9 protein-coding genes are annotated in these 12922 nt (G+C 44.7%); 6 read left to right on the plus strand and 3 right to left on the minus strand.

Annotated elements, in window-relative coordinates; all coding sequences use genetic code 11:
* Positions 1-56: 56 nt before the first annotated feature.
* Positions 57-3890 (minus strand): M36 family metallopeptidase, encoded by a 3834-nt coding sequence (locus J7I42_RS17665; RefSeq protein WP_209140166.1) that lies wholly within the window; start codon positions 3888-3890, stop codon positions 57-59.
* 230 nt (positions 3891-4120) lie between these two features.
* Here J7I42_RS17665 and J7I42_RS17670 point away from each other — a divergent pair, with 230 nt between their 5' ends.
* Both J7I42_RS17670 and J7I42_RS17675 read left to right on the plus strand, forming a co-directional pair.
* Positions 4121-4447, plus strand: a complete 327-nt coding sequence (locus tag J7I42_RS17670) for a hypothetical protein (protein ID WP_209140167.1) — start codon at positions 4121-4123, stop codon at positions 4445-4447.
* Between the two features lie 55 nt (positions 4448-4502).
* Positions 4503-5420, plus strand: a complete 918-nt coding sequence (locus tag J7I42_RS17675; RefSeq protein ID WP_209140168.1) for an SMI1/KNR4 family protein — start codon at positions 4503-4505, stop codon at positions 5418-5420.
* A gap of 51 nt (positions 5421-5471) precedes the next feature.
* Here the strand turns inward: J7I42_RS17675 and J7I42_RS17680 are convergent, their stop codons facing one another.
* Positions 5472-5984 carry a hypothetical protein gene (locus J7I42_RS17680; protein WP_209140169.1) on the minus strand — a complete coding sequence of 171 codons (513 nt, stop codon included), beginning with the start codon at positions 5982-5984 and terminating at the stop codon, positions 5472-5474.
* Between the two features lie 189 nt (positions 5985-6173).
* Here J7I42_RS17680 and J7I42_RS17685 point away from each other — a divergent pair, with 189 nt between their 5' ends.
* Both J7I42_RS17685 and J7I42_RS17690 read left to right on the plus strand, forming a co-directional pair.
* Entirely contained in the window at positions 6174-6806 is a 633-nt protein-coding gene (locus J7I42_RS17685) for a hypothetical protein (RefSeq protein ID WP_209140170.1), read from the plus strand.
* A 16-nt stretch (positions 6807-6822) separates the two neighbouring features.
* Complete coding sequence (locus tag J7I42_RS17690) at positions 6823-9333, plus strand: glycoside hydrolase family 95 protein (RefSeq protein ID WP_209140171.1); 2511 nt, start codon at positions 6823-6825, stop codon at positions 9331-9333.
* A gap of 180 nt (positions 9334-9513) precedes the next feature.
* On the opposite strand, the gene J7I42_RS17695 is transcribed toward J7I42_RS17690, so the two are convergent.
* Positions 9514-10077: a dihydrofolate reductase family protein gene (locus J7I42_RS17695; protein WP_209140172.1), complete on the minus strand. Its 564-nt coding sequence runs from the start codon at positions 10075-10077 to the stop codon at positions 9514-9516.
* 225 nt (positions 10078-10302) lie between these two features.
* Here J7I42_RS17695 and J7I42_RS17700 point away from each other — a divergent pair, with 225 nt between their 5' ends.
* On the plus strand, positions 10303-11016 hold the full coding sequence (locus tag J7I42_RS17700) for a LytR/AlgR family response regulator transcription factor (protein ID WP_209140173.1): 714 nt from the start codon (positions 10303-10305) through the stop codon (positions 11014-11016).
* Between the two features lie 19 nt (positions 11017-11035).
* Positions 11036-12862: a tetratricopeptide repeat-containing sensor histidine kinase gene (locus J7I42_RS17705; RefSeq protein WP_209140174.1), complete on the plus strand. Its 1827-nt coding sequence runs from the start codon at positions 11036-11038 to the stop codon at positions 12860-12862.
* Positions 12863-12922: the final 60 nt, after the last annotated feature.

A 12922-nucleotide genomic window follows, 5' to 3' on the forward strand; every position in this document is an offset into this window, starting at 1 on the left:
AAAAGTAAAGGCAGCCTCCATAAAGGCTGCCCATGTAATGTCCTGAACATTATTCTTTAATGCTGTACCATCATGCGGGTTATTTGGCGGTTGGCGCCATTTGTCTCTATCGTATAAATACCGGGCGCTAACCCTTTGGTAGAAATTTTTATTTGGCGCACGCCTGCCCCTACAGCTTGCTGTCTTACCAGGCTGCCGGCCGCATTGTATACATTTACGCTGGTAGCTTTTACATCTCTTGAGATATAAAGTGTTGCATCTGTATTTACAGGGTTGGGGACCAGCACTACCTTCGGATTGCCAATTTCTTTCATGTTCACCGTTCTTACAGGAGAATAGGTGAACTTACCATTTCTGTCATTCATTTTAATCCGATAATAATTAGTACCAATTACCGGATCATTGTGCAGGTAGTTGTAGCTGTTGCTATTGAGGTTCTGGGCGGTTACATTACCCAGACTGATCCAGTTAAACGAATCTGTACTCCATTCAACAGTAAAGTCTTTTACATCAAATTCCGAAACGGTTTTCCAGTCCAGCGCAACCTGCCCGCCTACAGGGTTTGTATTAAACCAGAGCAGGGTAAGTGGCAATGCCGTTTGAACATTTACAAACACCGGTATTGTTATATTGTCTATTCGGGTAGCCCCATTATAAATACCTGAACGCAACACTTCACCGCAACCAATTTCCCGAACAATATCATCCACATACCATCCATCATCCCCGGTACCGTTGTCTGTTTCCATCCGGAACCGGAATTGAACGGGCGTTGTACCAAACGAAGTCAGGTCCAGCATGGTTTGCTGAAAGCCTTTGCTGTCGCCAGAAAAAGCCTTACGTCCGCTAAGTGTGGTCGAGGCATCCATGGCCGTAGTATAGCCGTTGTTCAGGAACAATGGCGAAGCATCCTTCCAGGTAGCACCCCCATCGGTAGAGTATTCAACTACACCCCCATCATAAAACTTTTCTGTATGGAAATTATGCCAGAAAGAAAGAGTACTGACTGGTTTTGCAGCAGTAGCAGCGGTGCCAGCCGAAGTAAGCGATACGGACGACGGCGTAGCAATATCCTGTGCATACCAGGAAGTATTTCCCGAATGCGCTTTTGCTGTAGAAGGCGCCCAGGCAGGAGTTCCTGAAGAGGTAAAGCCTCCGGTAGTGCTGGTTTCCCGGTTATCGTTCAGCACCGAATCGATATCACAACCAGTCGCAGGCGCCTTTAAGGTAATAGAAAAACTTTTAGTTTCAGCAGAGGCAAAAGCAGTAGCAGGGAAAGTAAGAATATTTCCGGTAAGGGTACCTGCCGGTACACTGTTCACATAAGTAAAACCAGTGGGAATGGTATCCTGTAAAGTGAAAGTGGAAGGCTGGCAATCGCAGGTAGCTGTATGGGTGAAAGTATAGTTACTATTTGCGTCAACTTTTACCGGTAATGACTTGGTCAATAAAATATTTTGCGGCAGATCAAAAGCGGGGGTCTGATCAGTAGCGTTGGTTGATAACCCTTGTTTGGCGCTGTATCCCATTCCTCTTCGGGCAAAAGCATTCCAGATAGCGCATTTATGACTGTACCCATACAGAATGGAGTCTGCGGCCAGAATAGCATTTCGTGAATCCAGAAAACCGGGCGAACAAGGTTGCAGTTTCAATCCTGTCATTACCAGGTTCATGGCAATTACGTTTCCGCCGTTTCCTGCACTGTTATAAAGATCGGGTGTAATGGCGTTTTGTTGCTGAATAAGATTCCAGGTCATATCCCAAAGCGCACTGCACCATACTTCCCCGATATTATGTACCTCGGTGCTGAAGCCCACGCTTCTATAGGTTAGGGTGTCTATGCCCATATTAGTTGTATAAGGGACCCTGCGGATACCTGAACCATTTACAGGTTGACCTTGCACGTAGGTTCCCATTGGCCTTGGATTAGCACCATCAGTAAGCTGGGCAGTTGCCCAATTGGTAGTCATCATCAATGCAAAAAAATCACTCCAGCCTTCACCGCCCTGCTCTGCATTATTCAAACAACTGGCGCCGGCACCGGTTAACCGGTTCGATACACCATGACCGTACTCGTGGCAAATGACCCCATTGTCCAGATCGCCATCCAGGTAAATTCCAGACGTTATAGTGGCATTTACAATTTGGCCTGCATTCAACTGGGTGCCAATTGAAGTGCCGGTAGCATTCGTAACTGAAATTGCAGGAATAGTGATGGTTGGGTCTGTATTACCACCAATGAGCCCAAATGAACCAGGGGGAAAATAAACAATAACAGCAATGGCGCCTGCATTTTGTGCATTTTTCACTTTGAAGTCCCAGGTAGTACAGCCAGGCCCACCACCCGCATCGATCATTGCTATATTTCCGGCCACTGCAGCAGCATTGGTTGCAGCAATACACCCCCGGTGAATCGTACCTGCTACATCATCATTATACCAAACAATCCTTCCGGTTATCGGACCGCGGTCAACCAATTTATTCGATGCAGCAAAGGAGCCTTCAAGTGATGCATAGGTACCGGCAATAGCCGCCGGTGCACTAACGGTAAAACCGGGCGGACTGGTGAATGTGAACATTTGCATCCGGCCGCTGGTCCCATCTGGTGGGGAGGAAAAATTGGCATTGTTATAATCAAAACTATCCTGCGCATTGGCTTGTACATAATCGTTGCCAGCACCGCCACGGCCCATGTTATAGCGTTGAAAATTACGGGCGGCTTCTGTAAAACCATATTGATAGGTTACATCATGCATCAGGTTATTCCAGTAAAAAAGGTTGTCCAGGGCAGCCTTTTTGCTTTCAACATTTAACCAGGGCTGTTGAGCGGTATTATTATTATGGATAAACGTAAGGTCGGGCGCCGGCGTACTGGAGGTATCGGGCCAGTTACGGGCAGCATCACTCGCGTTATTTGCCCGCCGGTCTAAAAATGCAAATACATTGTTCCCCCTGGTAATATTGTAATTGGCTACATTATCAAAGTGCCAGCCAAGGGTAACCGCGTCATTGCCGGCGCCGGCCTTTAGCCAGGGACTAACTTCATTGGTAAACGGCGAATGAATAGGGCTTTCGTAAGGAAATGGGATAACCTGGTAGGTGGCCGATGTGACATTGGGTGGCGCCGGTAATTTAGCAGGAACAGTGTTTGTAGCAGTTATCCTGTCAGACATAACAGCGTTGGCCGTTGAATGAACCACGGTGGGCAGGTCACTGGTTTCTACCATGCTCGATGCTGGCTGCTTTTCGTTTACCGTCCAGTTGTCTTTTTCCACAAACGCCCCGGTTTGTGCATTGATCCTCACATTCCACCAGTCGGAACTATCTTTTACATGAATATTTACGTTCCAGGTAAGCGTTATCTGCTGCTTATCGTCCGAGGGCGTCCAGTATAAGGTTGTTTCAATTGGCTGCCGGGCTATGGCATCGGCAGTGACCGTATACTTTTTCTCCGCTTTGAATAGGTCTCTTTCCGCTTTCAGCGGCGCCTTTTCATTTAAATGAAGGTGGTGTACCGCACCCCGGATAGCATCCATATAAGATTTGGAAGAAACGGGAGCGCCGGCCCTGTCAGCAATATTTTTTACAAAACTTCCGGAAGCATATTGCAGGCTGCCATCAATAAAAGCGGCTGAAATAATTGTGTTGTACACTTTTATTTGCTTATAAGTCTGCTGCAGGTAAACGTAGGTGATGCGGGTTGCTTTATCGGTATACCCATGCACAATTTCAGCATCTTTGACATCGGCGGGTGTTATACCAAGGCGGGCTGCATTTTTTACGAGCAAAGGACGGTAAACTTCCAGGTTATTATCCTGTGCTAATGCAAGGCTGGAAAGTACCAAAAAAAAAGAAAGTAAGGTTAAAGGTTTAAGTAACGTTTTTTTCATGGTCAGAATTGGTTATTCCGAAGGTACAGGAATCCTTAAAATCTTTTACAGTTCTTGAAAAATAAAGAGGTGGCATACCCGAACCTGGTGCATATGCAAAACTTCATATATAAAGAATGACACAAACAGGAAAAATCGGCCGGCTTACTGTTCGCATCTGAAACAGTTGTCACTTAGAATTGCAAGGAATACTGATTCCTGTTATTTTTGTCCCATAAGCGCGTTTTAAAATGACAACCACCAATCGCATTACAATTGACCTGCCGCACCCCAATACCAGGAATGCCGAAGCTTTTCTGAATTCCTGGGAGGAGCCATTTATACAAGCGCAAGATGGGACAAATACGTTTGTTTTTATTTCGGCTGTTTCCCAAACAAAGATCGCGTTGCAATTTTTTAACTCCTATGAGGAAGCCAATTCGTTTGGAATGAAACATTACCACCCCGATAGTGAAAAAAGAAGATGGGGCATAAACGGAGCTTTGCTGTTTGTAGTAAGCGGGGACAATGCGAACAAGATCAGTAGCCTGATAAGCCATTTTGCCGGCCGTGAATAAAACGGTAGACGGCAAACAGCAAAATCCTGCTATTTTCGACACGTAACTTCGTATTATGATCCTACCCAATGACATCAAGGTGATATTTTTTGAAACATTTAATGGCGACAGATCAGTGCTGGAATTTGAACAATGGCTGTATGCAAACCGGCAACTGGAAAAAAGGATGCACCCCGATGATTACCTGGAGCTGATAGGTTATGGTTACAAGGGTGACCGGGCAGCATATGGACTAAAAGAATTGTTGAGAAAACATATTCGGCCGGGTGAGTTTAAATTATGGAAACAGCTGCGACAAAAACACCCGAATGGTTATACGCCCAACTCAATAAAGACACCTTTTGACGAGCAATTACAAAGGATCAAAGACAAATTGCCCATCGCTAAAAACGCTGATGAAGGCTGTGATGTATTTTGCGCCGACACCCATGAATACCTGTTGAATGTGCCCGCCACTGAAGAAGAAGTATCCGCATTCGAGCATAAACATGCCATTCAATTGCCCCCATGCTATCGATCTTTTTTACTGGTGGTTGGAAATGGCGGAATAGGCTCTCGCGACTCAGGCGCTGGCCCCGGCTATGGGTTATATCCATTGGGCTGTGACGCAGACAAAGGAGATTATATTTCACACGATTGCGTGCTTAAGCCGGATATGACGATAAATGAATGGGAATCTTTAACAGTGTTTGTTCATAATGAAGAAAATATTTCAAACGAACAGTATCTACGGGAAGCGCGTACATTATTCGGTGGCATTTTACCTTTAGGCACACAGGGCTGCACCTATATACATGCCCTTGTTCTTAACGGACCGCATAAAGGACGCGTGGTAAACCTGGATTATAACTACTTATGTCTACCCTGTTTTTCATCTACCATCAATTTTCTTGATTATTATGAAGGATGGCTCGATGCCGTAATTGACGGAACACTCCGGCACCCCAACGCACCCGAATATGGATATAGCTAATGCTGAGCGTTTAAAATAAATAAAGCCAGCAAAATGCTGGCTTTTAATTTATTATTTATTTGCTAACTGTTCTTTCAACCAACTCTCTAATTCTCCCTTATCCTCAAGCTCCACTAATGTTTCCATCACTTTGTCTTTTCTTACGCCAACTCCTTTTCTATATATTCTTATTACACATCGAAGACCTGCCAGGTTTCCCTGTAGTTCATCCCGGGAATAATTATTTTCCAGTTGGTATTTTGTCCAGCCTGCCAGAAAGAACATATTTAGATCATTGTTTTTCTTTGTGAAGTCAAGGACATTGGCATTTACCAATATTGAAACGTTTGGTGAGTTGATAAGCCAGGCAGTCATAAGCGCATACTGACGGGTGTGCTTTTTTGTTTCCTGATCTAATGGGGTATTCTCCAGCCAGGCGATGGTAGCTAATACCTTCTTTTCACTTTGGACAAACTCTTCTTTGGTGGTGGGTAAAGAATCTAACAATTGCGAATCCTGTGCAAAGGACCAGGAACAGGTTCCAACCAATAATAACAGGGCAAGCATGCGTTTGATAGTTTTCATTTTGTGGGTTTATTTTAAGGGACCGCTATTATACGCCAGTTTTTGTGAGAATCAAAGCCTGTAGGTTATTATTTCTACCTACCAGATCTTCGTCGTAACTTAACAATATGATCTTCACTGAATTTCCTGACCTTACCTGACTGCAAAGCCGTCGCCCTTCGGAAATTTAAACTCTCAACCGTTTCAATTATGTCAAGTTCAATATTTCGCACGGCTGCTGTGCTGATCATTACCTGGCTGTTGTTACTCGGCATTTTGTCGGTCCGCGGCTTTTTCAGCGATTTCACCCGGTTACCACCCCGACTGCTCATCGCGCTTTTAACCCCATTACCTGTTGTCTTGCTTTTTATCCGTTCAAAAACGGGCAAACAATGGTTGCAACATATCCAACCACAACGGCTGGTCTATCTGCAGTCGTTTCGGGTCCTTGTTGAAATTGCACTCTGGATATTGGTACGTAATGGTTCACTGCCCCAGCAAATGAGTTTTGAGGGGCGCAATTTCGATATCCTCACCGGCTTGTTTGCCTTCCCGGTGGGCTATTATTGTTTTGTAAGCAAGCGATGGCCGCCAGTTATCGCGCTGTTGTACAATGTTGCCGGTTTGGTGTTGTTAGTGAATATTGTCACCGTTACGGCCCTATCCCTGCCAACTCCGTTGCGTGCCTTTCACAATGAGCCGGATAGTTCCCTGGTGACAACATTTCCTTTTATTTACCTGCCCGGTTTACTGGTGCCGCTGGCGTACACGCTGCATATCTTTTCGCTCAGACAATACAAGATGGTTCGTCAAACCGCAAGCCGTATATTAGCCCCCAAATAACCAGGGCAACATAGGTATGAAAAAATATACGCGCCGGTCCGTAATTCAGTCAGGCACTTTAGCGGCCTTAAGCTTTAGTCCTCTTTTAAACAGTTTGAACAAAGCATTTGGCAGTCCGGCCCCGTTTAAGGCTGCCGGACCAAGCAGTGATCTGCTGCTGTGGTACCGTAAACCTGCAGAAAAATGGCTGGAAGCCCTGCCTGTTGGAAATGGGAAACTGGGCGGAATGGTTTTTGGCGGCGCTGCCCAGGAACGGATCAGTGTAAGTGAAGATACCTTATGGACAGGCGGCCCTTATCAACCCGGAGTAGACGTGTCCCCTGAAACGCTGGACAACATCAAAAAGCTTTCTTTCCAGGGAAAATTCGCAGAAGCACAGGAACTGGTAAAACAATTACAGGGCAAACCGCACCGGCAGGCCGCCTATCAAACGGTTGGCGAAGTACAGCTCAACTTTCCAGACATCGCTGAACCCAGCGACTATCACCGGGAACTGGACCTGAATACCGGTATAGTGACCATCACTTTTACTGCCAACGACGTTCAATACAAAAGGGAAACTTTTGCCAGCTATCCCAACCATGTTATTGTAACTCATATTACGGCCAGCAAACCCGGACAAATAAATCTGCAATGCAACTTTACCACCCTACATCGTGATACAAAACTGGTTACAACCGGTAACAACGCGCTTATCATGGATGGGAAGAATGGTGACCTGGTGGTGGAAAACGACATAACCATTCCGGCCGCCCTCACCTGGCAATGCCGGGTGGCTTTTCAGGCAAGCGGTGGAAAGCAAACCGCTGTTGACAATACCATTCAGGTCACTGGCGCCAATGAAGTAACTATTTATACAACAGCTGCCACCAGCTATATCAGTTATAACAATGTAAGCGGTAAACCAACTGAATTGTGTGCTGCTGTTATCAATAAATGCCTTGCGCAACCTTACAACACGTTGCGTGCAAAACATGTGGCAGATTACCAGCAACTCTTTAATAAAGTACAACTCTCTCTTACCAATCAACCTCCGGCCAACCTCCCTACCAATGAAAGAATAAAAAATTTTGCCACGGGCAACGATCCATCCCTGGCCACACTCTACTTTCAGTATGGCCGATACCTGTTGTTGTCTTCTTCACGACCAGGCTCACAACCCGCCAATTTACAAGGCCGGTGGAATGATAGTTTATCAGCCTCCTGGGGCGGCAAATACACCGTTAATATCAATACGGAGATGAATTACTGGCCGGCGCAGAAAACCAACCTGGCTTCCTGCGAATTGCCGTTGCTGCAACTGGTAAAAGATATTGCCATCACGGGTCAGGTAACGGCTAAGAAAACTTATCATGCACGCGGCTGGGTTTGCCATCACAATACTGATCTGTGGCGGGCTACGGCACCCATTGACTCTGCTTTCTATGGGCAATGGCCAACAGGCGGCGCCTGGTTGTGTAACCACCTGTACCAGCATTACCTGTACAGCGGCGATACGGCTTATTTGCAGGAATTATATCCACTGATGAAGGGCGCAGCCGAATTCTTTATGGACACCATGGTAAGAAGACCTGTAGACTTCTGGCTTGTTACCGTTCCGTCGATGTCGCCTGAGAACGGCCGGGCAAAAGGTGTTTCCAGTTCACCCGGTCCCACTATGGATATGCAGATCCTTCGCGAGTTGTTTACCCACTGCGCTTCGGCCGCAGCCATCTTAAAGAAAGACATGGAATTTCAGCAAGGCTGCAAGGAAACTGTATTGATGCTGGCGCCGGCCCAAATAGGCAAAGGCGGTCAATTACAGGAATGGCTGGATGATGTGGATATGGAAAGCGATAAATATGAACACCGGCATATGTCGCCCTTATACGGTTTATTCCCCGGCTATGAAATAACACCCGATAAAACGGCCCTGTTTGCCGCAGCGTATAAACTAACGGAAATGCGTGGCTTTTTTGGGGAAGGCATGGGCTGGGCGCTTGCCTGGCGTCTGAACCTCTGGGCCCGCCTGCAACATGCAGACAACTGTTTTAAACTGGTGAACACGTTGATCAGCACTAAAACGGAACAGAATTTATTCGACAAACCACACATTCAACTGGATGGTAATTTTGGCGGCACTTCAGGTATTACCGAAATGCTGTTGCAAAGCCATGCCGGTTCTGTTCATTTATTACCCGCTTTGCCTACCCAGTGGAATGAAGGCGCCCTCAGTGGTCTTTGTACGCAGGGTGGTTTTGAAATAGTTCACCTGGCATGGAAAAACGGTAACATAACGGCCTTGAAAATACGGTCAAAGCTGGGTGGCAACCTACGACTACAGGTGCCTAATGAAGTGGCGACACCGGCTTTACCTGCTATAAAGCCGGCCAGTGGAATAAATCCCAATCCATTCTTTGCGCTTATTGAGATGCCGGCGCCATTAATTGTACCTAATGCGCCCCTGAAACAGTTGGAATTGAAAAAAAACTGGTTATATGACCTGCCCACGCAGAAAGGACAGGTGTATGAGATAAAATTTAAATAAGGAAGGATCCATAACCGGATCCTTTCTTTAAGTTTTAGCTTCCGCAGCGAAGGAGCCATCGCATCGAACGCAGTGAGATGCGATGGCTTTATTTCACGTTTCAAGATGAATTATTAGTAAACCTGCAATTATTCGAGAATCTCAAATATCGGAATCCACTCACAACTGACAACTCACTACTCACTTTTTCACTTCATACCACAACTCCACCATCCCGCTTTTATAGGGGGTCACCTCTTTGAGGTGCAATGCCTGTTCAATTCCTATCTGGTCAAAAAAAGGAGTACCGTTACCTAAAATAATGGGGATCACCGATAGCCTTATTTCGTCGGCTAATTGTAAACGAAGGAACGCTGCGGCAAGCAGGGGCCCGCCAACCAGCCAAACATTCTTATAATTGGGTCTTAGTCGTTCATTTACCAATGTAATCAGATCACCCGAATACAATTCAATATGCGGTCTTTCTATCGGCAGCTCTCTGTGGGTTACTACAATGGTAGGCACGTCGCCATAGGCCCATCCATAACTTCGCGACAATTCCAGGGCGTGTTCATAGGTCCTGGCACCCATTACATAGCAATCTATTGTTGAGAGAAAATCCTCCCTATCCTGTCCGGTAAGGGCAACACCCTTCTCGTAGTGGTCCACCGTTTCAAACCAGGAAACGCTGTTATCCTTTTTAGCAATAATGCCATCAAGGCTCGACACCATATGGATGGTAATTGTAAATGGAGTTGTTGCCATATATAAATCGTTCAAAAAGAAAACGACGGCTCATATTAAGTATTTTACTGATCGATGCCTCTTTACCAAATTTACAGATAGAATTCATTGATTGCTACATATTCTTATAAACCTGATCATGAGACATCTCCAGTTCCTGGCGGAAACGGACACCCTGAGTTTCTCCATTATTGATTACCTTTAATAGACACACCATTTACCTGCTAAATAAACAACCAAAACAATATGAAGCTCCTGAACTGTGTGATTATTGAAGATAATCCCGTTGACAGGTTAGTGCTCGAAGAATATCTATCAAAATATTCTTTTATAAATATTACCGCCAAATTTCCCAATCCTGTCGAAAGCCTGGAGTATTTAAAAACGCATATCATAAATATCCTATTTCTGGATGTTGATATGCCGGTTATCAATGGCATCGATTTCTTAAAAACATTCCCTGATCCCCCACCCTGTATTATGGTAACAGCTCACCCAGAATATGCCATAGATGCTTTTGAGGTACAGGCCATAGATTATTTGTTAAAACCCGTAAAGCCCGAACGGCTCGATGTAGCTATCCAGCGAACGCTCGAGTTGCAGGAAATAAAGTCGAAAGCGGTTCAATACAGCATGCATTTTGAAAATGATTTCCTTATGATCAAAGAGGGCACCGTTTTAAACAAAGTGAATATTGCCGATATTCTTTACCTGGAGGCCCTTACCAATTATACCAAAGTGGTCACCATGCATAAAAAATACATCACCCTTAATAACCTGAAAAGCTTTCTGGACAATTTACCGCCAAAAAGGTTCTTACGCATCCATCGCAGCTATGCGGTGGCGGTAGATAAGATCCGGGGCGTTTACAAAAACGAACTGCAGATAGTGGAGCAGCGGCTACCTTTAGGAAAAACTTATCGCCAGGAAATAAAAAAACTGTTTACTGAAAGTAACTGACCATTTGCCATTCTTTTGCATGAGAGTAGTTTTCATCTGCATAATCATTCTTGATGTTTTATTGCCCGCCGCCAGGGCACAAACCATTAAGCCTGACTCGCTCTTGTCGCTGGCTTATGAATACAGAACAAAAGGTAATTTTGACAAATCCCTCGCTGTCTTTTACCAATGTTTATCTATAGCACAAAAAAATAAAGATTCCTTAGGGACCGGTAATGCCCTGATCGGGATCGGGATTATCTATGATAAGAAGGGAAAATATGAAGAAGGCCTGGAATATTATTTTAAAGCCCTGAAAGTGTATGGTAACATTGGCAACCAGGTAAAAGTTGGCGGAACGCTTAAAAACATTGGAAATACGTATCGTGTGCTGCAACGGTACACCAACGCATCCAACTTTCTGCAACAGGCGCTTGCCGTGCAACAGAAAGAAAAAGATTCAACCAGGATAGCTAATATATTAAACGATATTGGGTCGCTGTATTACGCTCAGGACAGCTCCGCCAAAGCGTTGAGTTATTTCAAAAGGATCATTACTGAGTTTAATTCGCACATTACAGAAGAAATAAGGGCCAATGTATTCAACAATATAGGCTTGACGTATGTAAAAATGAACCGGTATGAACAAGCGCTCAGTTATTATCAGCCGGCCCTTGCGATAATGCAAAAAAGGAACGACGAGTATGGTATTGCCCTGGTGCTGGGTAACACAGGCAATCTGTACTTCAATATGAATAATTTTTCAAAGGCGCTGGAATACCATTTGCAGAATCTTGCCATTGTACAACAGATCAATTCGAACGAACTGTTACAGCAATCGTATAATAACCTGAAAAAGACGTATGTAGCGTTGGGAAATTATAAAAAAGCCTATGAATGCCAGCAAGGTGAAATAGCCATCAAGGATACCGTTTACAAAAAGCAAAGTATTTTGAATTATGAAGAAATGCAGGCTAAATACCAGGCAGAGAAAAGCCAGCAGGAGATCCAGCTCTTACAACGCGACAATCAAATTGCCACTATTGAGCTCACGAACCAACGGCGCACCCAATATCTCCTGTTAACTGGTATTGTTTTAGCGCTTATCCTTGCTGTATCGTTGTACAGCGGCTATATCAACAAGAAAAGATCAAACCGGGAACTTAATCAACTCAATAATAAACTGGCTGAAGCCAATAATTCAAAGGTCAAACTCCTGAGCATCATTACACATGATCTCAGAAGTCCGGTCAGCAGTCTTTTCAATTTCCTGCAATTGCAAAAAATTAATTACGGCAGGCTCGATAAAGAGAAAAAGGAAGAAGTTGATCGAAAGATCAGTCAATCGGCAGAAAACCTGCTGGATGCCATGGAAGATATTCTCATCTGGTCAAAAAGCCAGATGGATCATTTTACGCCATTACGGGAGCTTTGTGAGGTAGAAGAATTGCTCGATGAAATAATTCATCTAAATGAACAATTTGCTGCCAACAAAAACATACTGTTAAAAAAAGAAGTGAACGGACCGATATCTTTTTATACAGACCCCAATTTTATTAAGATCATATTACGAAATCTGGTGAGTAATGCCATAAAGTTTACCCAGCCGGAGGGCATGGTTACCCTCACCGCCGTACAACGTAACCAGGTTATTGATTTCAGCATAAAAGATACCGGACAGGGTATTGAACCAGCCGACCTGAAAAACATTTTTGAATGGAACAGCATTCGCAGCGATTCATCGGGACTGGGGTTAAAATTAGCCCGGGAGTTTACGGAAAAGCTGGGGGGAACTATTTCGGTTACTTCGCAAAAAGAACAAGGCACCGAATTTCTTGTGTCTTTTCTGCGCCAGTTAACCGAATAAGTCTGGTGCATGAGAAAGTAGCCGTTCGTGTATTTTTTAAGTCCATTACTACATTGATCT

Source organism: Niastella soli, from assembly GCF_017742245.1.
In the GTDB taxonomy this organism is placed as follows: domain Bacteria; phylum Bacteroidota; class Bacteroidia; order Chitinophagales; family Chitinophagaceae; genus Niastella; species Niastella soli.

What these genes read in the sequence shown, in the direction of transcription:
- J7I42_RS17700 (WP_209140173.1), top strand. Translation starts at nt 10,303, where the DNA reads ATGAAGCTCCTGAACTGTGTGATTATTGAAGATAATCCCGTTGACAGG.
- J7I42_RS17675 (WP_209140168.1), top strand. Translation starts at nt 4,503, where the DNA reads ATGATCCTACCCAATGACATCAAGGTGATATTTTTTGAAACATTTAAT.
- J7I42_RS17695 (WP_209140172.1), bottom strand. Translation starts at nt 10,077, where the DNA reads ATGGCAACAACTCCATTTACAATTACCATCCATATGGTGTCGAGCCTT.
- J7I42_RS17670 (WP_209140167.1), top strand. Translation starts at nt 4,121, where the DNA reads ATGACAACCACCAATCGCATTACAATTGACCTGCCGCACCCCAATACC.
- J7I42_RS17690 (WP_209140171.1), top strand. Translation starts at nt 6,823, where the DNA reads ATGAAAAAATATACGCGCCGGTCCGTAATTCAGTCAGGCACTTTAGCG.
- J7I42_RS17665 (WP_209140166.1), bottom strand. Translation starts at nt 3,890, where the DNA reads ATGAAAAAAACGTTACTTAAACCTTTAACCTTACTTTCTTTTTTTTTG.
- J7I42_RS17680 (WP_209140169.1), bottom strand. Translation starts at nt 5,984, where the DNA reads ATGAAAACTATCAAACGCATGCTTGCCCTGTTATTATTGGTTGGAACC.
- J7I42_RS17685 (WP_209140170.1), top strand. Translation starts at nt 6,174, where the DNA reads ATGTCAAGTTCAATATTTCGCACGGCTGCTGTGCTGATCATTACCTGG.
- J7I42_RS17705 (WP_209140174.1), top strand. Translation starts at nt 11,036, where the DNA reads ATGAGAGTAGTTTTCATCTGCATAATCATTCTTGATGTTTTATTGCCC.